Annotated in this window: 25 protein-coding genes and 1 tRNA gene; 13 read left to right on the forward strand and 13 right to left on the reverse strand. The window is 62.4% G+C overall.

Features of this window, described 5'->3' with window-relative positions; genetic code table 11:
* Positions 1-2: 2 nt before the first annotated feature.
* On the reverse strand, positions 3-428 hold the full coding sequence (locus IE166_RS01580; protein WP_244641285.1) for a TadE/TadG family type IV pilus assembly protein: 426 nt from the start codon (positions 426-428) through the stop codon (positions 3-5).
* Positions 429-662: 234 nt separating this feature from the next.
* Between IE166_RS01580 and IE166_RS01585 the strand changes: the two genes are divergently transcribed.
* The 10 genes from IE166_RS01585 (at position 663) to IE166_RS01630 (ending at position 12,498) form a co-directional block, all read left to right on the forward strand.
* Positions 663-739: transfer RNA gene (locus tag IE166_RS01585), tRNA-Pro, on the forward strand.
* Positions 740-1,383: 644 nt separating this feature from the next.
* The gene (locus IE166_RS20610; RefSeq protein WP_244641286.1) at positions 1,384-2,664 is read left to right on the forward strand and encodes a L,D-transpeptidase family protein; all 1,281 of its coding nucleotides are present in this window, start codon (positions 1,384-1,386) and stop codon (positions 2,662-2,664) included.
* An 81-nt stretch (positions 2,665-2,745) separates the two neighbouring features.
* Positions 2,746-2,940, forward strand: a complete 195-nt coding sequence (locus IE166_RS01595; RefSeq protein ID WP_189501218.1) for a hypothetical protein — start codon at positions 2,746-2,748, stop codon at positions 2,938-2,940.
* A 154-nt stretch (positions 2,941-3,094) separates the two neighbouring features.
* Positions 3,095-4,078: a thiosulfate ABC transporter substrate-binding protein CysP gene (cysP, locus tag IE166_RS01600; protein ID WP_189501220.1), complete on the forward strand. Its 984-nt coding sequence runs from the start codon at positions 3,095-3,097 to the stop codon at positions 4,076-4,078.
* Between the two features lie 77 nt (positions 4,079-4,155).
* A complete protein-coding gene (gene cysT, locus IE166_RS01605) occupies positions 4,156-4,977 on the forward strand; it encodes a sulfate ABC transporter permease subunit CysT (RefSeq protein WP_189501222.1) in 822 nt (273 codons plus the stop codon).
* Between the two features lies 1 nt (position 4,978).
* Positions 4,979-5,875: a sulfate ABC transporter permease subunit CysW gene (cysW, locus tag IE166_RS01610; protein ID WP_189501224.1), complete on the forward strand. Its 897-nt coding sequence runs from the start codon at positions 4,979-4,981 to the stop codon at positions 5,873-5,875.
* The gene (locus IE166_RS01615; RefSeq protein ID WP_189501227.1) at positions 5,872-6,891 is read left to right on the forward strand and encodes a sulfate/molybdate ABC transporter ATP-binding protein; all 1,020 of its coding nucleotides are present in this window, start codon (positions 5,872-5,874) and stop codon (positions 6,889-6,891) included. Before cysW ends, IE166_RS01615 begins: the two co-directional genes overlap by 4 nt.
* A 218-nt stretch (positions 6,892-7,109) precedes the next feature.
* Positions 7,110-8,462, forward strand: coding sequence for an MFS transporter (locus IE166_RS01620; RefSeq protein ID WP_189501228.1), 1,353 nt, complete (start codon positions 7,110-7,112; stop codon positions 8,460-8,462).
* A 231-nt stretch (positions 8,463-8,693) separates the two neighbouring features.
* Positions 8,694-10,214, forward strand: a complete 1,521-nt coding sequence (locus IE166_RS01625; protein ID WP_189501230.1) for a phosphomannomutase/phosphoglucomutase — start codon at positions 8,694-8,696, stop codon at positions 10,212-10,214.
* A 13-nt stretch (positions 10,215-10,227) separates the two neighbouring features.
* Complete coding sequence (locus IE166_RS01630; protein WP_244641287.1) at positions 10,228-12,498, forward strand: AGE family epimerase/isomerase; 2,271 nt, start codon at positions 10,228-10,230, stop codon at positions 12,496-12,498.
* Positions 12,499-12,504: 6 nt separating this feature from the next.
* Here the strand turns inward: IE166_RS01630 and betB are convergent, their stop codons facing one another.
* The 9 genes from betB to IE166_RS01675 form a co-directional block, all read right to left on the reverse strand.
* The gene (gene betB / locus IE166_RS01635) at positions 12,505-13,968 is read right to left on the reverse strand and encodes a betaine-aldehyde dehydrogenase (protein ID WP_189501232.1); all 1,464 of its coding nucleotides are present in this window, start codon (positions 13,966-13,968) and stop codon (positions 12,505-12,507) included.
* Between the two features lie 17 nt (positions 13,969-13,985).
* Positions 13,986-14,666 (reverse strand): L,D-transpeptidase, encoded by a 681-nt coding sequence (locus tag IE166_RS01640; protein WP_189501234.1) that lies wholly within the window; start codon positions 14,664-14,666, stop codon positions 13,986-13,988.
* A gap of 166 nt (positions 14,667-14,832) precedes the next feature.
* Positions 14,833-14,979, reverse strand: a complete 147-nt coding sequence (locus IE166_RS01645; RefSeq protein ID WP_189501236.1) for a hypothetical protein — start codon at positions 14,977-14,979, stop codon at positions 14,833-14,835.
* 42 nt (positions 14,980-15,021) lie between these two features.
* The gene (gene betA, locus IE166_RS01650) at positions 15,022-16,671 is read right to left on the reverse strand and encodes a choline dehydrogenase (protein ID WP_189501239.1); all 1,650 of its coding nucleotides are present in this window, start codon (positions 16,669-16,671) and stop codon (positions 15,022-15,024) included.
* Between the two features lie 2 nt (positions 16,672-16,673).
* Positions 16,674-17,312 carry a glutathione S-transferase family protein gene (locus tag IE166_RS01655; RefSeq protein ID WP_189501241.1) on the reverse strand — a complete coding sequence of 213 codons (639 nt, stop codon included), beginning with the start codon at positions 17,310-17,312 and terminating at the stop codon, positions 16,674-16,676.
* Positions 17,313-17,314: 2 nt separating this feature from the next.
* Entirely contained in the window at positions 17,315-18,838 is a 1,524-nt protein-coding gene (gene betC / locus IE166_RS01660; protein ID WP_189501243.1) for a choline-sulfatase, read from the reverse strand.
* Positions 18,839-18,852: 14 nt separating this feature from the next.
* Positions 18,853-19,428 carry a choline-binding transcriptional repressor BetI gene (gene betI, locus IE166_RS01665; protein ID WP_189501246.1) on the reverse strand — a complete coding sequence of 192 codons (576 nt, stop codon included), beginning with the start codon at positions 19,426-19,428 and terminating at the stop codon, positions 18,853-18,855.
* 31 nt (positions 19,429-19,459) lie between these two features.
* Positions 19,460-20,254: a DUF3750 domain-containing protein gene (locus IE166_RS01670; RefSeq protein WP_189501248.1), complete on the reverse strand. Its 795-nt coding sequence runs from the start codon at positions 20,252-20,254 to the stop codon at positions 19,460-19,462.
* 113 nt (positions 20,255-20,367) lie between these two features.
* The gene (locus IE166_RS01675) at positions 20,368-21,117 is read right to left on the reverse strand and encodes a DUF3750 domain-containing protein (protein WP_189501250.1); all 750 of its coding nucleotides are present in this window, start codon (positions 21,115-21,117) and stop codon (positions 20,368-20,370) included.
* A gap of 79 nt (positions 21,118-21,196) precedes the next feature.
* Here IE166_RS01675 and IE166_RS01680 point away from each other — a divergent pair, with 79 nt between their 5' ends.
* Entirely contained in the window at positions 21,197-22,201 is a 1,005-nt protein-coding gene (locus IE166_RS01680) for an asparaginase (RefSeq protein WP_189501252.1), read from the forward strand.
* Positions 22,198-22,485: a hypothetical protein gene (locus IE166_RS01685; protein WP_189501254.1), complete on the forward strand. Its 288-nt coding sequence runs from the start codon at positions 22,198-22,200 to the stop codon at positions 22,483-22,485. The genes IE166_RS01680 and IE166_RS01685 overlap by 4 nt, the downstream gene beginning before the upstream one ends.
* Positions 22,486-22,502: 17 nt before the next feature.
* Here the strand turns inward: IE166_RS01685 and IE166_RS01690 are convergent, their stop codons facing one another.
* A complete protein-coding gene (locus IE166_RS01690) occupies positions 22,503-23,843 on the reverse strand; it encodes a TIGR03808 family TAT-translocated repetitive protein (protein ID WP_189501256.1) in 1,341 nt (446 codons plus the stop codon).
* Positions 23,844-23,898: 55 nt separating this feature from the next.
* Here IE166_RS01690 and greA point away from each other — a divergent pair, with 55 nt between their 5' ends.
* Positions 23,899-24,366 carry a transcription elongation factor GreA gene (greA, locus tag IE166_RS01695; protein WP_189501258.1) on the forward strand — a complete coding sequence of 156 codons (468 nt, stop codon included), beginning with the start codon at positions 23,899-23,901 and terminating at the stop codon, positions 24,364-24,366.
* Between the two features lie 4 nt (positions 24,367-24,370).
* Here the strand turns inward: greA and IE166_RS01700 are convergent, their stop codons facing one another.
* The gene (locus IE166_RS01700) at positions 24,371-24,754 is read right to left on the reverse strand and encodes a type II toxin-antitoxin system death-on-curing family toxin (RefSeq protein ID WP_189501259.1); all 384 of its coding nucleotides are present in this window, start codon (positions 24,752-24,754) and stop codon (positions 24,371-24,373) included.
* Positions 24,751-24,981, reverse strand: coding sequence for an AbrB/MazE/SpoVT family DNA-binding domain-containing protein (locus IE166_RS01705; RefSeq protein ID WP_189503175.1), 231 nt, complete (start codon positions 24,979-24,981; stop codon positions 24,751-24,753). The genes IE166_RS01700 and IE166_RS01705 overlap by 4 nt, the downstream gene beginning before the upstream one ends.
* Positions 24,982-25,008: the final 27 nt, after the last annotated feature.

Genomic DNA, 25,008 nt, shown 5'->3' on the forward strand with positions numbered 1-25,008 from the left:
GCTCACAGCCCTCCGATCCGCACCACCGACTGCCGGATGATGGCGGTTTGCGGCAAAGGCAGGTTGGTGGCCAGCTGCCAAATCGGCAACTCGCCCGCATCATAGGTCAGCGTCACGACGAAATACTCGCTGCCCGCAGCGGGCTGACTGACCACGACGGTCAGCTTTTCGGGTTTGACGAAGGCGTAGCCCTGCGAATGACCCGACACGAAGTCGGTGACGAGCTTCTGGCGCTCGGCATCATCCATGCCCGCCACCGCGATCCTCGCTGCGTCGGCAGCAATCTGCTGCACGGAATGAGCGGCCGCAATATAGATGCCGTAGGCGATCAGCCCCATCAAGAGCATGATGTAGAGCGGCGACAGCAAGGCAAACTCAACCGCTGCCGTTCCCTTGTTACAGGCGAACAAACGCGAAGACAGGCTCATCCACTTTGCTTGCATTCTCAATGCATCCGCCGATTAAAGCTTAGATCATGCAACCACTAGATGCTGCCTGAAATTAAGTACTCGATAACAACTCGCAGAGGTTGCAGCGCTGCTGACAGGTGCCGACGGCCGTCACGATGTGCTGGGCGCCGATCTCGTCTGGAAACTTTTGCAAATTGCCATGAGCCCGCTTGCGATCAGCGAAGCGCAAAGTTATAAGCCCGCCACTGGTCACGGAGTGTAGCGCAGCCTGGTAGCGCACCTCGTTCGGGACGAGGGGGTCGGAGGTTCGAATCCTCTCACTCCGACCAGTCGAAACAATGGTTTAGCGGTCCCGAAACGCTCAGCTCACTGATCTCCCCACAGCCTGGCCGCCATCCGCTGTTGTCTTTGTGCAACGGCATTCACCCGCCTAAGCCCGCGTCGGGAACCGCCAGGGTTGCATTCCGTTAATCAGCCACTCAACCAAGTGAATGATTATCCCATGCGCCTTATGATGATCTGGGGGGCCTTGTTCGCCTCCATCGTCCTTGTCTTCCTCGCTGGTGGACGGACGTCCGTGTTCAACGAAACCGGGATTGTAGCGTCCGCCGACGCCGCGACCGAATAGACCAAAACACAGTTAGCCGGGGACGAGGTCTTGCCCTCCTTTCGTTTTTCTGGCGGGAATACGTGACGAGGGCGGATCGAATCGCTTTGCCCTGAGGATACGCCGGGCCGTTTGGTCGGCCTCGACGGAGACACGGGCAATGAGCGACTACGACAGGCACCGCGATGGTCCGCCTAATCTGCTGGGCTGGTTACTTGCCTTCGTTCTGCTGGGACTGATCGTCGTCGTCCTGCTGGGCTACTTCCTTTAACCTCTGATAGCATCTTGAAATTTAAGCGTTTTCAATGGAGCCATTGTCACGCTTGATCGTTGAAGCCCAAAGTCATTTAGATGATGGTGGGCACGGTGATTTCCAAAACAACGCTGAAACTGGCAACGATCCTCGCGATCATGCCGCTGGCTGCTTCCTTCGCCTATGGGGCGCCGATCGAGCCTGACGCAATCGCCAATGCGACTTTCGACAGCTGGCAGAAAAGCAAGAGCGGCAAGGGCGACAGCAAGAACGGCGGCGAAGAGGCTGTTCTGGAAATCGATCAGCAGTCCGGCGAAGTGGAAGCTGCCAAGCCTGAGGCGCCGAAGCCCGACGCTGCGAAGGTCGCGGTGCCGGGACAACCGGATGCCGTCGTAGAAACGCCAGAACAGTCCACCGACGTCCCCGATGAAGCGGCCGCCCAGGTTTCCGCTAACCCGGAAGCGGAAAAAGAGCTGAAGGCCGCCGAGGAAAAGGCTGCTGAAGAAAAGAAGAGCGAGGAGGGCGGCGACAAGAAGCAGGCCGAGGCCGATCCTTTTCTGATCCGCGTGCAGGTTCTGCTCGACCGCGCTTACACCTCGCCTGGCGAGATCGATGGCATGTTCGGCGACAACACGAGAAAGGCCCTAGCTGCCTACCGGGCGATGAAGGGTCTGCCAGCCAAGGGTGAGCTCGACGAGAAGCTTTGGGACAGCCTCGCACAGGATACGGCGAGCCCGATTCAGTCCTATGAGTTGACTGCCGAGGACATCAAGGGTCCTTACTTCCCGGACTTGGCAGAGGATTATGCCGAACTCGCTAAGCTCGAGCAGATCGGCTACCGCAATGTCACCGAAATGCTTGCGGAGCGCTTCCATATGGATGAGGGCCTGCTGAAGGCGCTCAATCCGGATGCCGACTTCGAGAAAGCCGGCACCAAGATTACCGTCGTGGCTCCGGGCGGTGCGCCGGACGCTGAAGTTACCCGCATCCTCGTCGACAAGAAGAAGGGTGAGTTGCGCGCTTATGTTGGCGACGCCAAGGAGCCGGCCTTCGTGGCGCCCGCATCTATCGGCTCGGAAGACACGCCGTCCCCGTCCGGCAAGGTTGAAGTCGTCGCCGTGGTGAAGGACCCGACCTACACCTACAATCCGGAAATCAACTTCCAGCAGGGCGAGAACAAGGAAAAGATGGAGCTTCCGGCTGGCCCGAATGGCCCGGTCGGCAATGTCTGGATCGACCTGTCCAAGCCTACCTATGGCATTCACGGCACCCCTTGGCCTAACCTCGTCAACAAGAGCGGCAGCCATGGCTGCGTGCGGTTGACGAACTGGGATGTCGGCCGCCTGGCCGAGCTGGTGAAGGCGAAGAAGACCAAGGTCGAGTTCGTCGACTAAACGCGACCAGCACCGCTTTCACTGTTGTACTCCTGACGGGCTGAGGCATACTCGGCCCGTCAGTCTTTGGGAGGAACGACAATGACGACGAGCCCAGAACTTCTTTCCGCCATCAACCAATATGTCGACGACGCCGCAGCCCATGGCGAAGTGATGATCCCGGTTAAGCAGATCGCTTCCGAACTTGCCGGCCGGTTCGACGAAAAGCCGTTGGACAAGATCGAGGAGAAAGTCCGCGATCGCGTTCGCGCGAAGGATCTTTATCCCACAGACTGATTGGACATGGTGAAGGTCTAGGAACAAAGTTTCCTTCAACGACATCTTTTTAGATAGATGTTCCCGATGGGAGGGGGGTGCCGTGGCGGCTTGCCTCCTCTTGCACGGTTGTGTCGGCTAGGTTGAAGCCCATCTTAGCTTCAGGACCTACCACATGCGTCTTCTCCTTCTCGGCGCCGCTCTTGCCGCTCTCATCTCCGGGCCGGCTTCCGCGCAGTCGCCGGACAAAATCCTCAATGCTTCCTACGACATCTCGCGCGAGCTTTTTGCCAAAATCAACGAGGCCTATATCGCGAAGAACCCTGGCAAGACTGTTGATCAGTCGCATGCCGGCTCGTCCAAGCAGGCGCGCGCGATCCTGGAAGGGCTCGACGCCGACGTGGTGACCTTCAATCAGGTCACGGATATCGACGCGCTGGTCAAGGGCGGCGCGGTGTCAGACGATTGGCAGAGCGAATTCGCCAACAACGCGTCGCCCTATTACTCGCTCCCCGCCTTCCTGGTGCGCGCTGGGAACCCGAAGGGCATCAAGAACTGGGACGATCTGGTTCGCGACGACGTGAAGGTCGTGTTCCCGAACCCGAAGACCTCCGGCAACGCCCGCTACACCTATCTCGCCGCGACCGCCTACGCGAAAGAGAAATTCAACAATGACGAGGAGCAGGTCAAAGCCTTCGTCAAGAAGCTGTTCGACAATGTGCCGGTGTTCGACACGGGCGGCCGCGCAGCCACCACCACTTTCGTGGAGCGCAACATCGGCGACGTGCTGATCACCTTCGAGGCGGAAACCCGCGGCATCGCCAAGGAGTTCGGCGAAGACAAGTTCGACATTGTCGTGCCGGAAGTGAGCGTTCTCGCGGAATTTCCGGTCGCGATCGTTGATCGCGTCGTCGACAAACGCGGCTCACGGGATTTCGCAAAGTCCTATCTCGACTTCCTGTACTCGCCGGAAGGGCAGAAGATCATCGCCGAGAACGGCAACCGCGTGAACGACGAAGCCGTCTCGGCAGAGTTCAAGGACCAGTTCCCCCAGGTCCGTCTCGTGAAGGTAGAGGACGTGTTCGGCGGCTGGGAAAAAGTCCAGAAGGAGCACTTCGCATCCGGTGCGCTGCTGGACGAGATCTACGGCGACCGTTGACCTCGGATAGGCTTTAAGCTTGATGGCCGACGTGCTGGGCGCGCCGGCCATTGGTCTATTGCAAGGGGGAGCGCATCTTGAAACGCCGGGTCCTGCCGGGTCTGCCTTTGGCGCTCGGGATCACGATTTTCTATGTTGCGCTCATTGTGGCGCTGCCGCTCGGCGCGCTGATCTTCAAGGCAGCCTCGCTTGGCCTTGACGATTACTGGCGCATCATCTCCTCCAATCGCGCATTGGCGAGCTACCGCGTGACCGCCGGCTCGGCAGCCGTCGCTACCGTTTTCAACCTCGTCTTCGGCATGGCGCTGGCCTGGGTTTTGGTGCGCTACAACTTTCCCGGCAAGCGGCTGGTGGATGCGATCGTCGATCTGCCTTTCGCGCTGCCGACAGCGGTGGCCGGCATAGCGCTGACCACCCTGTTCGCGGCTAATGGGTGGTTCGGTGCGCCGCTGGCGGCCATCGGCATCCCCGTGGCCTACACGCCGCTCGGCATCATGGTGGCGATGGCCTTTACCAGCCTTCCTTTCGTGGTCCGCACCGTGCAGCCTGTTTTGGAAGACCTTGATCCCGCACTTGAAGAAGCCGCGCAGTCGCTCGGCGGATCGGACTGGACGATCTTCCGCAAGGTCATCCTGCCGCTGCTCACACCAGCCCTTCTGGCCGGCGTGTCGCTCTCCTTCGCCCGCAGCTTGGGCGAGTTCGGCGCTATCATCTTCATTGCCGGCAACCAGCCGATGCAGACCGAGATCACGGCGCTGCTCGCCTTCATCCGGCTGGAAGAATACGACTATCAGGCCGCCGCTGCGATCGCTTCCGTGCTGCTGATTACCGCCTTCGTTATGCTGGCCGTAACCAACCTCCTGCAAGCGCGCGCTCTGCGCTACACCCAAAGGTCCTGAGATGAGCGCTGCTGTGACAGGAAAGAAGCCGCCGCGCGTAGGCGACAGCCCGGCCGTTCGCCGCACGCTGATTACGCTCGTTCTCTTGGTCGGCGCCGTACTGGTATTGGCACCGCTGATCGTCATCTTCGTGCAGGCCTTTTCGCTCGGGCTTTCCGCCTTTGCCGCTGCGATCGGTCAACCCGATACGCTGCACGCCATCTTCCTGACGGTTGTGACGGCGCTCATTGCCGTCCCGATCAACACCGCCTTCGGCGTGGCGGCTGCCTGGGCCGTCACCAAGTTCGACTTTCCGGGCCGGCGGCTGCTGATCGTCATCATCGAGATCCCGTTCTCGATCTCCCCGATCGTCGCCGGCGTCGCCTATCTCTTCGTCTACGGTCTGCAGGGCCTGTTCGGGCCCGCCCTGCAAGCCGCCGACATCAAGATCCTCTTCGCGCTACCCGGCATCGTGCTGGCGTCGTTGTTCGTCACCGCACCTTTCGTGGCGCGCGAACTCATCCCGCTGATGCAGGCGCAAGGCCGAGATCTCGAAGAAGCCGCGACCTCGCTCGGCGCATCCGGCTGGCGCACCTTCTGGTCGGTCACCCTGCCGAATGTCCGCTGGGCGCTGCTTTATGGCGTCGTGCTCTGCAATGCCCGCGTCATGGGCGAGTTCGGTGCAGTGTCGGTCGTGTCCGGCAACATCCGCGGCCAGACCAACACGCTGCCGCTCCATATCGAGCTGCTTTATCACGACTACCAGACCGCCGGCGCCTTCGCGGCCGCCTCGATCCTGACCGTGCTGGCCGTTGTCACCATCATCGCCAAGGTCGCACTTGAGCGTCGAGGTGCCGGGCGGCGCAGCCGAGTCAGCCTTGCCGCGCCGAATGTCATTGCGGAGGGAGAGAAACCATGAAAATCCGCCTCGACCAGGTGGTGAAGACCTTCGACACCTTCCGAGCCGTGCATGGCGTATCGCTGGAAGTGGCGAGCGGCGAACTGGTTGCGCTGCTCGGGCCCTCCGGCTCCGGCAAGACCACGATCCTGCGCATGATCGCCGGCCTCGAATTTGCCGATGGCGGCGCAATCTATTTCGGCGATCAGGATGCAACCGCCATTCCCGTGCGCGAGCGTGGCGTAGGTTTCGTGTTCCAGCATTATGCGCTGTTCCCGCATATGACGGTGGGCGAAAACATCGCCTTCGGCATGAAGGTCTCAAAGGTGAAGCGCTCCAAATCCGAGATTGCCGCAAGGGTGGACGAATTGTTGAAGCTCGTGCGGCTGGAAGGTCTCGGCAACCGCTTCCCGTCACAGATTTCCGGCGGTCAGCGGCAGCGTGTGGCCCTGGCGCGCGCCCTTGCCGTCGACCCCAAGGTGCTGCTGCTGGACGAACCCTTCGGCGCCCTGGATGCAGCCGTTCGGCGCGATCTGCGCGTGTGGCTGCGCGAGATCCAGGAACAGCTGGGGATCACCACCCTGTTCGTGACCCATGACCAGGAAGAAGCCCTCGATCTTGCCGATCGCGTCGTGATCCTGAGCGAAGGCAAGATCGTCCAGGAAGGAACGCCGGAAGAGGTCACGCGCCGACCCAACTCCGCCTTCGTCACCCGCTTTCTCGGCGACACGAATCGGCTGCAAGGCCAGGTCGGTGGTGGACAGGTCCAGCTCGGCGGCACGGCGGTGGCGGCGCCCGGCATTCGCGATGGCAAGGCGGATGTTTATGTCCGTCCAGCCGACCTCGAATGGGCGGTGGAAGGCGAGGGACTGTCGGCGACTGTGACGCGTGTCATCGATCGTCCCGATCACCGCCGAGTCCTGGCCAAGCTCGCTGATGGCACCCAGATCGAGCTCGATGTGCCACCTGAAACGCGCGTTTTGCGCGGCGATATCGGTGTTTTGCGCGTTCACAGGGCAAACATCTTCGCTGCCTGACACCTTCCGGCTTCAGGCGCGCACACGTTGCACAAGAAACGCCATCGTCCCGCACAATAACCCTTGCCGCCTCCCCAATATCGGGACTAAGGACGGCGGTCTTTCGACGCCCGCTTTTTGCCCGCGCCGAACCTTCCCAGCGATGGCCTCCCAAGGCTCCCCGGTAACAATGTTCCGTCGAGTGGCTGTCTCTGGATATTTCTGGAGCACTCACCCTTATGTCCGCGACATCATATCAAAAGGTGGCCACCCCGGCGCCTGCCAATCCGCGTTCTCGCGTTATCCTGGCAAGTCTGGTTGGCACGACCATCGAATTCTATGACTTTTATGTTTATGCTACTGCTGCAGTCCTCGTTTTCCCGCATCTTTTCTTCCCGGCCGGCAACGAAACCACCGCGTTGCTTGCCTCCTTCGCAGTTTTCGGCGCAGCCATGGTTGCCCGCCCCCTCGGCGCCATCTTCTTCGGCCACCTAGGCGACAAACGCGGCCGCAAGATCACTCTGGTCGGTGCGCTGCTCACGATGGGCATCGCAACCTTCCTGATCGGCGCGTTGCCGACCTATCCGAGCGTTGGCTGGCTTGCCCCGCTGTTGCTGGTGATCCTGCGTCTGGCGCAAGGCTTTGCGCTCGGTGGCGAGTGGAGCGGTGCGGCGCTGGTGGCGACGGAAAACGCCCCGGCCGGCAAGCGCGCCATCTTCGGCACGTTCCCGCAGCTCGGCGCACCGATCGGCTTCATTATCGCCAACGGCCTGTTCCTGCTGATTGCGGCAGCACTGCCCTCTGAGGACCCCTCGCGTCCCTCGCAGGCGTTCCTCGATTGGGGCTGGCGCATCCCGTTCCTGTTTTCGGCCGTGATGGTCGTGGTCGGCCTGTGGGTTCGCCTCAACCTCGTTGAAAGCGCCGCCTTCGAGAAGACTGTGGAGCGGGGTGCCGTGCAGAAGGTGCCGCTAGCCGCCGCCTTCCAGGGCCACTGGAAGGAGCTGATCCTCGGCACGTTCTACATGCTGGCGACCTACGTTCTGTTCTACCTCATGACGACCTTCTCCCTGTCCTACGGTCGCGCCGCCACTACTGCGCCGTTGCCGGGTCTCGGCTTCAGCTACAACCACTTCGTGCTGATGATGATCTTCGGCGTCGTGTTCTTCGGCATCTTCACGCTGGTATCGGGACCGTGGGCAGACCGCTTCGGCCGCCGCCGCACGCTGATCTGGGTGACGCTGGCGATTGCCATTTTCGGCCTGCTCTGGGTGCCGATGCTGTCGGCCGGCACGCTCGGCGTGATCGCCTGGCTGGTGCTCGGCTTTTCGCTGATGGGCATCACCTTCGGCCCGATGGGCGCGCTGTTGCCGGAACTTTTCCCGGCCAATGTGCGCTACACCGGCTCCGGCATCTCCTACAACGTGTCCTCGATCCTGGGCGCTGCTCTCGCGCCTTTCGTGGCGGTGGCCTTGTGGAGCTATGGCAATGGCAGCCCGTTCTGGGTCGGCGTTTATCTCAGCGCCATGGCCGTGCTGACGCTGATTGCGCTGCTGCTTGGCCGTGAAACCAAGGATGTTGACATCAACGTCTGAGTTGAGATCAGATCAAAGAACAGGAAAGCCGTAGCCCAACAAGGATGCGGCTTTTTCTTTGCAGACGCAGCAAAAGCGCTCGCTTCTGGATGCAGTGAAAGCATGCAAGTACAGCAACGCGCTAACTCAACCCGGAAAGTCTTGGTCGCAAGCCGGCTCTTTGCCGTAGAAAAAGCCGGCGGGGTTCGGCATAAGGGCGCAGCTTTGCCTGTGTGAGCCCCCGAGTCCAAGATGCGTTTCAAACCTGCCGAAGATCTCCAACCCAACAGCTTCGCTTTTGAAACGACGCCCTTGGTGAAGGCGTCGGGCTTCCGCGAATATGATGCGCGTTGGTGGTTCGGTCATCCGGCATCGAGCAAGACGCCCGAACTGAACCTGATGGGCGTGCAGGCCCTCGGCATGGGGCTCGCCACGCTAGTTCGTAGACGCGGCGTCGCACCGGGCATCGTGGTTGGCCATGATTTCCGCTCCTATTCCATGGCGATCAAGATCGCGCTCACGCAAGGGCTGATGGCTGCAGGCGCCGAGGTCCATGACATTGGCCTTGCCCTGTCGCCAATGGCTTACTTCGCGCAGTTCGCGCTTGATCTGCCCTCCGTCGCGATGGTCACCGCCTCGCATAATGAAAACGGCTGGACCGGCGTGAAGATGGGCTGCGAACGGCCGCTCACCTTCGGGCCGGACGAGATGAGCGCCTTGAAGCAGATCGTGCTCGACGGCGACTTCGATCTGGCTGGCGGGGGCACCTATCGCTTCGTCGAAGACTTCCGCCAGACCTACGTCGATGATCTCGTCGCGAACAAGCGCATCAGCCGCAAGCTGAAGGTTGTGGCGGCCTGCGGCAATGGCACGGCGGGGGCCTTTGCGCCGGAGGTGCTGGAGCGGCTGGGCTGCGAGGTGGTGCCGCTCGACACAGAACTCGACTTCTCCTTCCCGCGCTACAACCCGAACCCGGAGGACATGGAAATGCTCCATGCGATCCGCGACAAGGTGCTAGAGGTCGGCGCCGATGTCGGCCTTGGCTTTGATGGTGACGGCGACCGCTGTGGCGTGGTGGACAATGAGGGCAACGAGATCTTTGCCGACAAGGTCGGTGTGATGCTCGCGCGCGACATCGCCGGCCAGCATCCCGGCTCGCAGTTCGTGGTCGACGTGAAGTCGACCGGCCTGTTCCTGACCGACGAGGACTTGAAGGCGAAGGGCGCAAAGACCGACTACTGGAAGACTGGCCATTCCTACATCAAGCGACGCGTGAAGGAGCTCGATGCCATCGCCGGCTTCGAGAAATCCGGCCACTTCTTCTTCAATCCGCCGATTGGCCGCGGCTATGATGACGGGCTGGTTACTGCGATCGCCGTCTGCGAAATGCTCGACCGCAACCCCGACCGGTCCATGGCCGATCTCTACCGCGCGCTGCCAGTGACCTACGGCACGCCCACCATGTCGCCGCATTGCGACGACGACCGTAAATACGGCGTGGTGGAGAAGGTGACCGCCGACTTCACCGCCATGCGCGATCGCGGCGAGGCACTGGCCGGGCAGCAGATCGTGGACATTGTCACCGTCAACGGCATTCGCGTGACGGCGGAAGACGGCACATGGGGCTTGGTGCGGGCCTCTTCCAACAAGCCGGAACTGGTGGTGGTGATCGAAAGCCCGGTATCGTCGGAGCGCCGTCGTGCGATGTTCGAGGCCGTGGACGCCGTTTTGCGCCGCAACGATGCCGTCGGCGCATACAACCAGACCTTCTAAGGAGATCGCGATTATGGATGCGCGCCCTTCCGACCTCAAGAGCACCGACGCCTCGGCCGAACGCATCGTCGGATTCGTGATGAGCGGCGGTGTGGGCTCGCGCCTGTGGCCGCTGTCGCGTGAGGATAACCCAAAGCAGTTCCACGACCTGTCCGGCGGCGGCTCCATGCTGCTGAAGACAGTGAAGCGACTGAAGGCGCGCACTTCAGGCGAAACGCCGGTCTATCTCATTGCATCAGAACGCCATGCCGAACGCGTGCGCAACGATCTTGCGCCAATCGATCTGGCCGGCGGCGCGGCGATCTTCGAGCCGATGGGCCGCAACACGGCGGCTGCGGTGGCGGTTGCGGCTTTGCGCGTTCTTGCCAAGCATGACGACGCGCTGGTGCTGATCCTGCCGTCGGACCACGAGATTTCCACCGAAGCGCAGTTCTGGGCGACCATCGAGAGCGGCGTGCCGGCGGCGAAGGCGGGCAGCCTCGTCGTCTTCGGCGTGAAGCCGACGCAGCCGGAAACCGGCTATGGTTATATAGAAGCGCCCGGCGAAGGCGACGAGCCGCGCAAGGTCAAGCGCTTCGTGGAGAAGCCCAACCTCGCCACCGCCGAGCGCTATGTCGCCGATGGCGGCTTCTACTGGAATGCGGGCATTTTCCTGTTCAAGGCCAGCGCCATGCGCGATGCCTTTGCGCAGCTGGCGCCGGACATCTGGACCAAGGCCGAAGCGGCACTAGGGCAGGCGTCTGACGAAGTCGGCGGCGTGTTCCTGCCGGCCGAGCTTTATGCCGACGTTCCCTCCGACTCCATCGACTATGCCGTGATGGAGCGCGCCGACGACATCACCATGGTGCCGGCCGGCTTCAAGTGGAGCGATCTCGGCTCCTGGCAGTCGCTGCTGGAGGTTTCGCAGGCCGACGAGAAGGGCAACGTAAAGCTCGGCGATGTGGTCGCGATCGACTGCGAGAACGCTTATTTTCGCAGCCACGGTCGGCTTTTGACCGCCATCGGCATGAAGGATGTTGCGGTGGTGTCGACGCTGGATGCGACCTTCGTTGCACCGGTCACCCATTCGCAGCACGTCAAGAAGATCGTCGAGGAGTTGGAAAAGAACGGGCGCCTCGAAACCCGCTTCACGCCAACCGAAGACCGCATCGTGGAAAGCGGCGCCTGGCGCAAGCGCGTGCGCCACTGGCTGTTCGAGGAAACGCTACCGCTTTGGTGCGAGAACGGCGTCGACCGCGTACATGGCGGCTTCCATGAGGCGCTGTCCTTCGATGGCCAGCCAATCGCCGGCCGTGACAAGCGCGTGCGCACGCAGGCGCGCCAGATCTATGCTTTCGCCATCGCCAAGCAGCAGGGCTGGGGCGGCAATGCCGAGCAACTGATCGCGCATGGCATCGAGTTCCTAGCGCTGAAGGCACGCACCGTGCGCGGCGGCTTCGTGCGCACTCTGTCGGTCGATGGCCGCGTCATCGATCCGGCCGAAGACGCCTATGACCATTCCTGCGTCTTGCTGGCGCTGGCGCATGCCCATGCGGTCGGCAATCCGGACGCGATGCGGCTCGGCGATGCCACTTTTGAATTCCTCGACGAGCATCTGGAAGACCAGCGCCTGACCGGCTTCCTTGAAACGTCGGAAGGCAAGGGGCTGCGGCGCTCCAATCCGCATATGCACCTGCTGGAAGCGTTTCTTGCCTGGCATCAGGTCACGGGCAAGCGCGCTTACCTGCGCCGTGCAGCCCGCATCGTCGACCTGTTCCGCGCGAGCTTTTTCGATGCCGACACCTGGACGCTGGGCGAATATTTCGAAGACGACTGGAGCCGCGCGGAAGGCGAAAAGGGCCAGTGGACCGAGCCCGGCCACCATTTCGAATGGGCCTCGCTGCTGATCGACTTCGCCCATGCCAGCGGCCAGAAGGACCTGATCCCGTTCGGCCGCAAGCTCTATGCGTCGGCTGTCGCAAACGGTCTCAACCGTGCGACGGGCTTGGCCTACGGCGCGGTGTCACGCGCCGGCCTGCCGCTAGATCGGCAATCCCGCTCCTGGCCGCAATCCGAAGCGATCAAGGCGGCAATCGCGCTGGACGGCACCGATGGCCCTGATCTCAAGCCGGAAATCGAGCAGCGCGTCGGCCGCCTGTTCCGCTGGCACATCGACCCCGCGCCGACCGGCATGTGGATCGACCAGATCGATGAAAAAGGCCGGGCCTCCGCCACGGAAGTCCCGGCCTCGATCTTCTACCATCTCGTCAGCGCTTTGACGCAGTATCTGGATCGGGTGGAATAGGAGCCCTTAGTAGGGGCTCTCCACGTTGCCGGTTTCCACGTAAACCGACTTCAGCTGAGAATAATGGCCGAGCACCGCCAGCCCATTCTCGCGGCCGATGCCGGATGCCTTGTAGCCGCCGAAGGGCAGTTCCACCGGCGTCAGGTTGTAGGCATTGATCCAGCATGTGCCGGCCTGCAACTCGGCAATGACGCGGTGGGCGCGCGGCAGGTCGCGGGTGAAGACGCCGGCGGCGAGGCCGAATTCGGTGTCATTGGCGCGGGCAATCACTTCGTCTTCCTCGTCGAAGGACAGCACGCTCATGACCGGGCCGAAGATTTCTTCGCGGGCGATCCGCATCTGATCGGTGACGCCGGAAAACACCGTCGGCTCGACGAAGAAACCGCCTTCGAAGCCCTGCATGGCGGGCGCACTGCCGCCAACCGCAAGCGTAGCGCCCTCGGCCTTGCCGGACGCGATATAGTCCATAACCTTGGCATGCTGGTCGGCATTCATCACCGGACCCATCTGCGTGTCCTCATCGAGCGGATCACCGAGACGGATGGCCTTGGTGCGCTCGACGAGGCGTTCCAGAAAGCGGTCATGCAACCCACGCTGCACGAAGACGCGCGTGCCGTTGGAGCAGACCTGGCCGGCGGAATAGAAGTTGCCGAGCATGGCGCCGCCGATGGCGTTTTCGAGATCGGCGTCATCAAACACGATGATCGGCGACTTGCCGCCAAGCTCCATCGTGGCATGCTTCATATGCGAGCCGGCAAGGCCCATCACCTTCTTGCCCGTCGGCACGGAGCCGGTGACGGAGACTTTCGCGGTCACGGGATGCGACACCAGCGCCGCACCGACATCGCCAAAACCCTGCACGACATTGAAGAGGCCGTCCGGCAGGCCGGCTTCGGTGTAGATCTCGGCCAAGGCCAGCGCCGAAAGCGGCGTGTTTTCCGACGGCTTGAAGACGAAGGCGTTACCCATCGCGAGTGCCGGGCCAGACTTCCAAACGGCGATCTGGATGGGATAGTTCCATGCGCCAATGCCGACGCAGACGCCCAGCGCTTCCCGCTTGGTATAGGCGAAAGGACCGCCGAGATCCACGAAGTCGCCATTGAAGCTCTGGATCGCGCCGGCAAAGAATTCCAGTGCATCGGCAGCGGAAGCCGCGTCGGCGACCAGCGTTTCCTGGATCGGCTTACCGGTATCGAGCGTTTCCAGGCGCGACAGCTCGGCATTGCGTTCGCGCAGAAGATCGGCCGCCTTGCGCAGGATGCGGCCGCGCTCGACCGGCTTCAAACGCGCCCAGCTTTGTTGTGCCGCTCTAGCTGCCTCGATCGCCAGTTCCACGATGTTGGGCGTGGCGGCGTGGAGCCGGGCGATCACTTCGCCCGTTGCGGGATAAAGAACATCCAGCGCCTGCCCGCCTTCATCCTCGACGAAGCGGCCGTTGATGTAATGCGAAGCTTTGGGCTGGACGTTCATTTCACTTCCTTCCTGGTTCAGACGACCGGATCTGAATCGCCTTGCAGAACGACGACGCGGGTACCGCTCGGAACGCGGCTGTAGAGATCGATGATATCCGCGTTGAGGAGCCGGATACAGCCGCTCGACACAGCGCGGCCGATCGACCAATCCTCGGTCGTTCCGTGGATGCGGAACAGCGTGTCGACGCCGTCCTTGAAGAGGTAGAGCGCGCGCGGCCCGAGCGGATTGGTCGGGCCGGGCTCCATGCCGTCGGCCAGATGACCGTAGCGCTCGGGATCGCGCGTCATCATGTCTTGCGTCGGCGTCCAGCGCGGCCATTCGCGCTTATACTGGATGCGGGCGGTGCCTTCGAAGGCGAGGCCGGCCTTGCCGACGCCGATGCCGTAGCGCAAGGCGCGTCCATTGGTGCCGACGAGGTAGAGGTGGCGCGCCTGCGTATCCACCACGATCGTGCCGGCGGGCTCATAGGTGGGGTAATCCACCTCCTGGCGGTAGAATTCCGGCTCGACCTTGGTCAGATCTGCGGCAGCGACGGGATAGGCCTCATCCAGCTTCGCCGCATACATCTCCTGGTAATAGGCCGGTACGACGCGCGGCGCCGGCCTCACCGATGCAGTGTGTGTCCGCGACGACATGCAGCCGGCAAGGAAGACCGGGGCGGACAGGACGAAAAGGCGGCGCGAAAGCTTGGGCATGGGAGATCGGAGTCCTGGGCTGGCAGAAGAGGCTTGCTCCAACGAGCGAGCATTAGGTCGTCCCGCATTCCCGTTAAAAATGTGCCTCTTTTGGAGCGAGCGGCGCGATGAATCGTTCAACAAGCCGTCAACGCCGCTCAAGCCACACAGGTGTGGCGGTAAGTCCTCAGTTTTCCTTCACCGAAACGCCATTTTCGTTGAGCTGGATCTGGACGCCCTCGGGTTGCGATTCCTCCCTGTAGACGTAGATGCCGAGGCCGATGACGACCACGAGGAGCGCGCCGAGGAGGAGGTAAAGGGTGTTCTTCTGCACTTTGATGTCTTATGCCTGTGTTGGAGATGACGCGCTTATGGCTCAGCGATCGCTCACCTGCCAGCGCGGATTGATCCAGGGCTCCTGATTGGAGGGCGCTATCAGCGCGCGGCCCAGAATATGATCGGCCGCTTTCTCGCCAGTCATCATCGACGGGCCGTTCAGATTGCCGTTGGTGACACGCGGGAAGATCGAACTGTCGGCCACGCGCAGACCCTCGACGCCGATTACCCGCGTTTGCGGATCCACGACGGCCGTCGGATCGTCGGCGCGGCCCATGCGGCAGGAACCGCAGGGGTGGTAGGCGCTTTCGACATGTTCGCGGATGAAGGCGTCGAGCTGCTCGTCGCTCTGAACATGCGAGCCCGGCGAGATCTCGCGCCCGCGATAGTCACCGAACGCATCCTGTCCGAAGATTTCGCGGGTGAGCCGAATGCAGTGGCGGAAGTCCGCCCAATCCTCGTCATGCGCCATGTAGTTGAACTGGATCTTCGGCTTGTCGGCCGGATCGCCCGAGCGCAGCGTCACCGCTCCGCGCGACTGGGACCGCATGGGGCCGACATGGGCCTGGAAACCATGCGCCTTTGCCGCCGACTTGCCGTCGTATCGCATCGCGGCGGGCAGGAAATGGTACTGGATATCGGGATAGTCCACGCCCGGCTTCGAGCGCAAAAAGGCGGCGGATTCGAAGTGGTTGGTGGTGCCGAGACCGGTGCGCAGGAACAGCCATTGCGCGCCGATCAGGCCCTTGGAGAACCAGTTCAGCTTGGAATGCAGCGTGATCGGCTTGAGCGACTCCTGCTGGATATAAAGCTCGAGATGATCCTGCAGGTTCTGGCCGACACCGGGGCGGTCCGCCACCACATCAATGCCATGCTCGCGCAGATGCGCGGCGGGACCGATGCCGGACAGCATCAGCAGCTTCGGCGAGTTGATGGACGATGCCGCAAGCACCACCTCGCGCCGCGCTTGGACGACCTGCATCTGCCCCCGAGTCTCGATCTCCACACCCGTCGCGCGGCCGTTCTCAATCACCACGCGACGCGCAAAACCCTTGACGAGGCGGACGTTGGGCCGCTTCAGGGCAGGGCGCAGATAGGCATTTGCGGCCGACCAGCGGCGGCCCTTGTAGATCGTCTGCTCCATCGGGCCGAAACCCTCCTGCTTGGAGCCGTTATAGTCCTGCGTGGTTTGAAAGCCCGCCTGCCTGCCGGCCTCGATGAAGGCCTTATAGAGCGGGTTGGCGCCCGTTCCGCGCTGGACATGCATTGGCCCATCGGTGCCGCGCCAGCCCTCTTCGCCGCCATGGCTTGTTTCCATGCGCTTGAAGTAAGGAAGCACGTCGGCATAGGCCCAGCCGTTCGCACCGCTTTCCGCCCAATGGTCGAAGTCGCGCGCATGGCCGCGCACATAAACCATGCCGTTGATGGAGGACGAGCCGCCGACCACCTTACCGCGCGGGGTCGCAAGAACACGGCCGCCGAGATGCGGTTCCGGCTCGGTTTTGAAGCCCCAGTCATAGCGCGCCATGTTCATGGGGATCGACAAGGCCGATGGCATCTGGATCAGCGGGCCCGCATCTGTTCCCCCGAACTCGATCACGATCACGGAATGCTTGCCGTCTTCCGACAGGCGGTAGGCGAGGGCGGAGCCGGCGGAACCCGATCCGACGATGACGAAATCGGCTTCCATCCTCACTTCGCCCGCAGAGTGTCGTAGCTGACCATGACGTGTTCGGCATAGGCCGGCCGCTTTGTCAGGCGCTCGTAATAAGCGCGCAGCTTTGGCGCCTCCGCGCGCTCGATTGGGAGATCGAAATAGCGGAACAGGTAGGTGCCGATCACCATGTCGGCGAAGCACACATCAGCGCCGCCGAAATAGCCCTCGGCTGGCACGCCGGTTTCCAGGATCGCGGCCACGTCCTTCAGCTTAACAATGCCGTCATCCAAGCTGGCCGGCAGCGGCTCGCCCGGTTTTGTGCTGATGATCGGCCAGAACACGCCGGTCAGCAGCGCCGATACGAAGGTGGTCTTGATCCACTCCGCCCACTTGTCGACCGGCGCGCGTTTTGCGGGATCGCTTGGCCAAAAGGTCTCGTCGCCGTACTTCGCTGCGAGATAGCGGACGATCGCCGCACTTTCCCACAGGATCAATCCGTCGATCTCCAGCACAGGCACATAGCCGTTCGGGTTCATTGCCAAGAATTCGGGCGTGTCGTTGCCGCCGAAAGCACCGCCGACATCGAGGCGTTCGAAGGACAGTCCAAGTTCGGTCAGGGTCCAGGCGACCATCTGGACGTTGGACGAGGTGGCGCGGCCGTGCAGGGTGATCATGATCATTCGCCTCGCGGAAAGCGCTTGCTCTCTTCGAGCACGTTGAGATCCATGTGGTTGCGCATGTAGCGCTCCGACGCCTTCTGCAGCGGCTGGTATTCCCAGGGGTAGTAGGCGCCGTTGCGCAGCGCGGGATAGATCACCCAGCGCCGCGCCTGGCTGGCGCGCACATCGGCATCGAAGCGCGCCATGTCCCACCGGCTGCGCACGAAGGTCATAAAGCGCTCGACCTCGGTCGCATAAGCGGTATCGGCGGCGAGGTTGGTCAGTTCCTGCGGATCGGACTGGAGATCGAACAGCTGCGGCGGGTCGATCTGGCAATGCACGAACTTGAAGCGACCGTCGCGGATCGCCACCATCGGCGCATAGGAACCCTCGGCCGCATATTCCATCAGCACCGGCTCGGAACGGCTCTCACCTCGTGTCAGCGGCAGAACGGATTGCCCGTCGGTCCATTCGGCAATGCCGGACAGGTCGAGGCCGGCGAGGTCGGCAAGCGTCGGCAGAATGTCGAGGTTGGATACCGGCGCTTCGATCAAACCCGGCGCGACACCCTTGCCGGCAATCATGAAGGGCACGCGCGCGGAGCCCTCGTAGAAGTTCATCTTGAACCACAGGCCGCGCTCGCCAAGCATGTCGCCATGGTCCGAGCAGAACAGGATCAGCGTGTTCTCGGCCATGCGGGTGCGCTCGAGCACGGAAATCAGCTCGCCCACCTTGTCGTCGATATAGGAGATGCTGGCAAAATAGCCGCGCCGCGAGCGGCGGATGTCCTCGGCCGTCACATCGAAAGCGGGGTAGTCGCTGGCATGGTAGAGCCGCTGCGAATGCGGGTCCTGCTCATCGTAAGGAATGAAGCCGACCTCCGGCTCCAGATGCGCGCAGTCCTCGTAAAGGTCCCAATACTGTTTGCGTGCGACATAGGGGTCATGCGGATGGGTGAAGGAGACCGTCAGGCACCACGGCCGGGCGGAAGCATCGTCCGAGGTGCGGCTGAGATCATAAAGCTTCTGGACCGCGTGAAAGCAGACCTCGTCGTCATATTCCATCTGGTTGGTGATCTCGGCCACGCCCGAACCGGTTACCGAACCGAGATTGTGATACCACCAGTCGATGCGCTCGCCGGGCTTGCGGTAGTCCGGCGTCCAGCCGAAATCTGCGGGATAGATGTCGGTGGTCAGCCGGTCCTCGAAGCCATGCATCTGGTCGGGTCCGACGAAGTGCATCTTGCCCGACAGCGCGGTGTAATAGCCGGAGGCGCGCAGGTGGTGCGCGTAAGTCGGGATCGAGGAGGGGAACTCGGCGGCGTTGTCGTAAACGCCGGTGCGCGATGGCAGCTGGCCGCTCATGAAGGCGGCGCGGCCGGGCGCGCAAAGGGGTGAGGCCGTATAGTTGTTGCGAAAGCGCGCGGAGCGGGCCGCCAGGCGTTTAAGGTTCGGCGCATGCAGGAAGTCGGCGGGACCATCGGGAAAGAAGGTCCCGTTCAACTGGTCGACCATGATGATGAGGATGTTCGGCCGGCTCATGCTGTGCGGGACCCTTATGGGAGTTTGGCGGAAAGGTAGTCTTCGACGAGCGCGATCGCGGATGCCGCATCAGGCGTGCCCTGTTTCAGCGCGCGGCGGATATAAAGCCCATCGATCAGCGCAGCTATGCCTTCGGCAGCCGTCAGCGCCTGCTCGCGCGGAAGCAGTGCTGAGAGCCCGCTCATCAGGTTGGAATGAAGCCGGCCGGCATAGATGCGCAGCAGGCGGCGCAGTGGCTCGGAACGCTGCGCTTCCACATAAAAGGCCAGCCATGCCGCGATGATCTCAGGCCGGAACTGCTTGGCCGAGAAGTTGACGTCGAGAATGGCGGACAACCGCGCTCGCGGCGTCTCTGCGCTCTTCAGGGCCATGCGAGCATCGGCGGCAAGTTCCGCCAGAATATGCCGCATCGTGGCAAGCAGCAGGTCGTCCTTGCCGCCGAAATAGTGGAAGGCCAGCGCCGACGACACACCCGCGCGGCCGGCGATATCGGACATGGTGACATCAAGCGTACCAGCATCGCCAATCGCCGCGATGGTCGCGTCGATCAGGGCACGGCGCCGCACAGGTTCCATTCCGAGCTTTGGCATCGCTCGGATTTATCTTTTATTGACTGGTCAATCAAGCAGGCTCGGAGTCGAAGTATTCCGCTGCGTCTTCGCGTCGCGCGAGCAACTGTGGCGCGCTCACCCGAGGCAAGGCTATGGGGATCGCGCCCACGGCAGGAACGAGGATTGAGCGGCGGTCAAGGTCGATCCCGCCCACCAAGCCGAGTAGCCGGATTTCGAGAAAGCGCAATCCGATCGCAAAGCCTAGAAGCCCGCGCAGGTTTATCTCGAAACAGCGGTGCGCCGGGTGCCAGCCGGCTATGCTGCGTGGATGGAAGTCGCGGCCGATCGCTGTGATCGGCAGGCGGCCGAGTTCGGGTGCGGCACGCAGGATATGGGCGATGAAAGAGTTCGAGTTGGGGCCGGGCCAGGCACAGTAATTGCCCTGCTCGGCGTAAGGGTAAGAGGCGATGGCGGCTTCCACGGCTGGGATCAGCCGAGCTGCAACCGAACCTTCCACGGCACGTTCGACCACCGGCGGGTTGGAGAACCAGAGGCCATCGGCCGGGAAGCCGTTCTTCCAGATGACCTCACCCCAGCCCATCTTGTCGTAGCGATCATAGGAGCGTTCCCCGGGCTTGCGGATCACGATCCAGGAATGGCGGGCCAGCGCGCCCTTGAGGCCGGATGTACGGGCGCTCAAGATGTAGATGGCGGCGTTCGAGCTGCTTTCGGCGTCAGGCAGGAGGCCGGTCGCGCTGCAATCCTGCCCGTCCCAGAACGCCCATTGGCTTCGCCGGCACCACCACATCAGCCGTATAAGAACCGGCAGGGCGAAGAAGAGAAAAAGAGCGGCGGCAACGAGCATCAGGTGGCTCTCTCGATCAGCGAATCGACAAAGGCTTTCGCTGAAACCTGTTTCTCACTCCTCCTTGATGGCGTGATGAAGGATCCATGATGGTCTTGTGACCATCGTTTGGTTCAACCGAGGATCGATGCGTCCACGCGGCCGAAGGCCGGGATCTTGATGGCCGGCTCGGTGACATCGATGCCCGCAACCACGCCGAGGAAGTGCAGTTCAAATCCGGACGTCGCGCCGACCGCTAACCCAACGAAGCCGCCAAGCGTGACATGTAAGTCCCGGGTCTTCGGCGACCAGGCAATGTCGAAGAAGCCCGGCGCGTAATCGCGGCCCGTTGCATTCGGCGGCATGCGCGCGCCGATCTCCGGCACTTGGCGGAGTACCCAGGCCACGAAGGAGTTGGAGTTCGGGCCGGGCCACACCACGTAATCGCCCGCGCGCGAATAAGGATAGGCATTCACCGCCGCTTCCACCCGCGGGATCAGCGCCTCGGCTTGCCGGCCCGTCACGGCATGCATGATCACCGGCTCGTTGGAATACCAGCGGCCATCGGCGGGGTAGCCGTTGCGGCGTACAGGATTGCCCCAGCCCACCACGTCATAGCGGTTGTAGCGCGGCGCACCCTTTTCCTTGGTGACGATCCAGCTGTGAACGGAGATCGCGCCCTTCAAGCCGCCGAGGCGTGCGGCCATGACATAAACGGCTGCGTCGTCAGCATCCTTGACCACAGGCAGCACGCCGCTCGCCGACCAATCGGCCGAGCGCCAGGAATTCGGACGCTCCTGCAGCATCCACCAAACCGTGGTTGCGGCCGTGGGCAGGATGAAGACGAGCAGGATGAAGAGAACAACGGCTTTCAGAACAGCCATGCAGCGGGTAAGCCTCGGAACGGGGAACACCCTCTATGTAGGAAGCCTGCGAGGCTTTCGCGATCACATTGGTGAGATAATGACAAATCCGGTTCTGGCGGAAGTGCTGCGCGGTGATCAGGTGGAAAGCCGCCATCGTGGCTCGGTGGTGGTATGCGACGCATCGGGCGGGAAGATCATGGCGCTCGGCGACGTCGAAACCCCCATCTTCCCACGCTCGGCCGTCAAGTCGATCCAGGCGCTGCCCTTCGTGGAATCGGGTGCGGCTGACGCTTACGGCTTTGGCAATCGCGAATTGGCGCTTGCCTGCGCGTCCCACAACGGCGAACCGGAACATGCGGCCCTCGCGCAAAGCATGCTGGAGCGCGCGGGCTTGAGCGAAGCCAACATGGAATGCGGCACGCATTGGCCGAGCCGGCAGCAGGCCTCCCTCGACCTCGCCGCCAGCGGCAAGAAACCCAACCAGCTGCACAACAACTGCTCCGGCAAACATTCCGGCTTCCTGTGCACCTGTGTCCATGAAGGCATCGACCCCACCGGCTATGTGACGGCCGAACACCGGCTGCAGGAGATGGTGCGCGACGCGATGGAAAGCGTCACCGGCGCCAAACATGATCCCGCCCATCGCGGCACTGACGGCTGCTCCATCCCGACCTATGCCGTGCCGCTCGAAAGCCTTGCTCTCGGCTTCGCCAGCATGGCTACCGGCGAGGGCTTAGGTCCCCAGCGTGCCTCCGCCGCCAAACGACTGTTCACAGCCTGCATGGCCGAGCCGTTTCTGGTTGCCGGAACAGACCGGGCAGACACGGCGCTGATGCAGGCCGGAACCGGCAGGATCATGGTAAAAATCGGTGCGGAAGGGGTGTTTTGCGGCGCAATTCCGGAACTTGGGATCGGATTTGCCCTGAAATGCGACGACGGCGCCGCCCGTGCCGCCGAAGCGATCGTGGCGCGGCTGCTCGAAATGCTGCTGCGCGGCGACGAAGATCTTGCGCCTAAGCTGAAGGCAATGGCCAATCCCGTGTTCAAGAACTGGAACGGCATCACCGTCGGCGGCATCCGCACTCCGGAGGCGTTCCAATGACGGGTTGGACGTTCGATCAGCCCCGCAACGTTGCCTGCATAACCTGTCGGTCTGTGGTTGACGGACAGCCTGTTCTGGTCGTCACGCATTACGAAGACGACCATTCCTGGGCCTTTCTGGACGGGTCAGAACCGGATGATGCGACGGCACTTCTGGTGGCGATGTCGACTGTTGTGGATCGCCACCCCGACCTCCACGACATATCCGACCTTCCTCCCGGCTGGTCGGCCAAGCGCGATGCGGCTGGACAACCCTGGTCGATGCGCCAGTTGAGCGAAGGTTGACTCCGGTTCGGTCTGCTTCAATTCACCTGGTTGTTCGCGATCGTCAGATTGGCGAAGGGCTGATCCGACGCGGTAGCAAGATCATCCGTTGCCCGCTCCGTCCAGCGATGGCCGACGATCGCACCATTGCGCACCTGTGACAGCACATTATTGCTGATCACGGCGCTTCCTGTTCCATCCACTACCGAGACTGAGATGCCGATGCCGGCATCCTGGATCGTGTTGCCCGTGGCAGTCACGTTCCGCATGAACTCGCCCCAGCCAATGTTGATGCCAAAAAGCGGAGCGTTCTCAACGACATTGCCGGTCACCGCCGTGTCGGCTTCCACCGCGATCCCGATGCCGAAGCCGGGTGGATCGCCGGGGTAGGGGCCGGTCGTCGACAGATTACGCACGATGTTGCCGGTGACGGTCGCCATGCGGCCGCCGAGATTGAAGTTGACGACCGAAATGCCGTTGGCCGCGCCGTCCACGATGTTGTTGCCGATCACCGCGCCTTCGAACTCGAACTCGACATAAAGCGCCGTTTCGCCCGAACGCAGGCAACTGTTGCTGGTGATAATTGCGTTGCTCGCAGCATTGGCGCGGATTGCGGAAAAGGCGCAGTCTGCAACCTTGTTGTCCGTGACGGTGACCGTATGCGCGCGATAAAGATTGATGCCGTTGCCGAACTGCCCGGTACCGCCGCTCTTTGCCCCGATGCGGTTGACCTGATTGTCGAAAACAATTGTACCGTCCTCGCCCGGCTCCCAGCGATGCACGAGGATGCCGCCGTCGCTGCAGTCGGAAATCGTGTTGCCGTTGATCGTCAGCCCGCGCGCCTGGACCGAGTAAAGCGCGTATTCGGTGGCGTTGCTGATCGTGCTGCGCTCGACGCGGCCGGCAGCCCCTTCCAGCGCGAGACCGGTCTTGGCGCTGTTCAGGATCTCGCATCGGTCGATCAGCAGCGCGCCCGGCCGGCGGAAATCCAGCAGCGCCTTGATCTCATCACCGAGCCATAAGCCCGCGCCATCGAAGGCGACGCCGGTCAGCTCGACATGCTCGAGATCCGACCCGTACAACAGATGGCCGCCGCCGCCATAGATGATGCGCGTCGCACCCGGAACGCCGATCAGGCGCAGGCGGCGCGGTAGGGTGAGGTTGGCTGCGATATAGCTGCCGGGCGACAGGACAACGGGTTCGTTGCGCTCGGACGCTTGATCGATCAACCCCTGCAAAGCTGCGCTCTGGTCGGCGGACACGCCGGGCCGCAGTCCCTTTGATGCGCTAGCTTGGGTTTTCGCCGCAGCTGTCTGCATCCCGGCAAACACTGGCAGGCCGGCCAGTCCACTGGCGAGAAGATGGCGTCGGTTCAGCATCGGCGGCGATCCCGCGGCAGTTGCATGGGCGTCGGGACGAGCCTAGCTTGCAATCATGAGCAGAGCCTTTACCCGCGAAGAAACCAACGAAAACGCCATCGCAGAGCTCGGCGAGCGTCCGGTCAGTGCGCATCGCAACCTTGGGACGCCCGGAGGTCTGGCCGCGATCGACAATGAGATCGCAACGCTGCGCAGCGACCTCAAGGCTGCCGAAGGCGAGGGCGACAAGACGCGCATCGCCGTGCTCGCGCGCGACCTGCGTTATTGGCTGTCGCGGCGCGAAACGGCGGAACTCGTGCCGCCGGAAAAGGGCAGCGAGATCGTGCGCTTCGGCATGACGGTGTCGCTTGAAGACGAAGACGGCAAACAGGCGCGTTGGCGCATCGTCGGCGAGGACGAGGCCGATCCGTCGAAGGGCTCGATCAGCCATGTTTCGCCCATGGCACGGGCGCTGTTCGGCAAGGGGATTGGCGAGGCGGCGGTCGTGAACGGGCGCGAGTGGGAGATTGTGGGGCTGGAGTAAGGGTTCAGCCGAAGGGCTGACTCACATCACGCAGAAAGTCCGCAACGCCCTCTTCGCTGATCGTGCCATCGGCGGTCAGCAAGACGAGTTGGACAAGGTCCTCGGACGTTGTTTCGACGCTCTGGCCATTGAACACAAGGAACGTATCGGCCGCCGCCAGTGCAATGCGCTTGTTACCGTCGATAAACGGATGGTTCTTCACAAGCCCAAAGAGGTATGCAGCGGCCAGCTCGAACAGGTCCGGCTCGCCGTAAGCCGCCTTCTGCAAGGGGCGCGCGAGGGCCGACTCAAGCATGCCCTCATCGCGCAGCCCGGTCGCTCCACCATGGAGGCGAAGCTGTTCGGCATGCATGGTCTCGATAAACTGCCGGTCGTGAAACGCAGTCATTTCGCGAGCGCGCGATAGGCCGTCTCATATTTGCGCATCCGCTCACGTGCGACCTTCATCTTGCGCTCGAACTCTTCCGGATCATCTTCGAGCCGGCGAAGGCGCAGTTCACCCTGCTCTTGAACAACCGCCAAAGTGTCTCCGGCGTGAACATTCAAATGCTCGAGCATCTCCTTCGGCAGGATAACCCCTTCGGAATTGCCGATCTTGCGAACCGTGATGTTCATCTGCGTTCCTTTCTCAAGGCGTTCGAT

This window comes from Tianweitania populi (assembly GCF_014652875.1).
In the GTDB taxonomy this organism is placed as follows: Bacteria; Pseudomonadota; Alphaproteobacteria; order Rhizobiales; family Rhizobiaceae; genus Tianweitania; species Tianweitania populi.

Coding starts and splice junctions, on each gene's coding strand:
- IE166_RS01655 (WP_189501241.1), bottom strand. CDS start 17,312: ATGATCACCCTGCACGGCCGCGCCACCTCGTCCAACGTCCAGATGGTC.
- betC (WP_189501243.1), bottom strand. CDS start 18,838: ATGAGCCGGCCGAACATCCTCATCATCATGGTCGACCAGTTGAACGGG.
- IE166_RS01675 (WP_189501250.1), bottom strand. CDS start 21,117: ATGGCTGTTCTGAAAGCCGTTGTTCTCTTCATCCTGCTCGTCTTCATC.
- IE166_RS01615 (WP_189501227.1), top strand. CDS start 5,872: ATGAAAATCCGCCTCGACCAGGTGGTGAAGACCTTCGACACCTTCCGA.
- cysP (WP_189501220.1), top strand. CDS start 3,095: ATGCGTCTTCTCCTTCTCGGCGCCGCTCTTGCCGCTCTCATCTCCGGG.
- cysW (WP_189501224.1), top strand. CDS start 4,979: ATGAGCGCTGCTGTGACAGGAAAGAAGCCGCCGCGCGTAGGCGACAGC.
- IE166_RS01700 (WP_189501259.1), bottom strand. CDS start 24,754: ATGACTGCGTTTCACGACCGGCAGTTTATCGAGACCATGCATGCCGAA.
- IE166_RS01630 (WP_244641287.1), top strand. CDS start 10,228: ATGGATGCGCGCCCTTCCGACCTCAAGAGCACCGACGCCTCGGCCGAA.
- betA (WP_189501239.1), bottom strand. CDS start 16,671: ATGGAAGCCGATTTCGTCATCGTCGGATCGGGTTCCGCCGGCTCCGCC.
- IE166_RS01640 (WP_189501234.1), bottom strand. CDS start 14,666: ATGCCCAAGCTTTCGCGCCGCCTTTTCGTCCTGTCCGCCCCGGTCTTC.
- IE166_RS01670 (WP_189501248.1), bottom strand. CDS start 20,254: ATGCTCGTTGCCGCCGCTCTTTTTCTCTTCTTCGCCCTGCCGGTTCTT.
- IE166_RS01580 (WP_244641285.1), bottom strand. CDS start 428: ATGAGCCTGTCTTCGCGTTTGTTCGCCTGTAACAAGGGAACGGCAGCG.
- IE166_RS01685 (WP_189501254.1), top strand. CDS start 22,198: ATGACGGGTTGGACGTTCGATCAGCCCCGCAACGTTGCCTGCATAACC.
- IE166_RS01620 (WP_189501228.1), top strand. CDS start 7,110: ATGTCCGCGACATCATATCAAAAGGTGGCCACCCCGGCGCCTGCCAAT.
- betB (WP_189501232.1), bottom strand. CDS start 13,968: ATGAACGTCCAGCCCAAAGCTTCGCATTACATCAACGGCCGCTTCGTC.
- IE166_RS01705 (WP_189503175.1), bottom strand. CDS start 24,981: ATGAACATCACGGTTCGCAAGATCGGCAATTCCGAAGGGGTTATCCTG.
- IE166_RS01680 (WP_189501252.1), top strand. CDS start 21,197: ATGACAAATCCGGTTCTGGCGGAAGTGCTGCGCGGTGATCAGGTGGAA.
- IE166_RS01625 (WP_189501230.1), top strand. CDS start 8,694: ATGCGTTTCAAACCTGCCGAAGATCTCCAACCCAACAGCTTCGCTTTT.
- IE166_RS01595 (WP_189501218.1), top strand. CDS start 2,746: ATGACGACGAGCCCAGAACTTCTTTCCGCCATCAACCAATATGTCGAC.
- betI (WP_189501246.1), bottom strand. CDS start 19,428: ATGCCAAAGCTCGGAATGGAACCTGTGCGGCGCCGTGCCCTGATCGAC.
- greA (WP_189501258.1), top strand. CDS start 23,899: ATGAGCAGAGCCTTTACCCGCGAAGAAACCAACGAAAACGCCATCGCA.
- IE166_RS01690 (WP_189501256.1), bottom strand. CDS start 23,843: ATGCTGAACCGACGCCATCTTCTCGCCAGTGGACTGGCCGGCCTGCCA.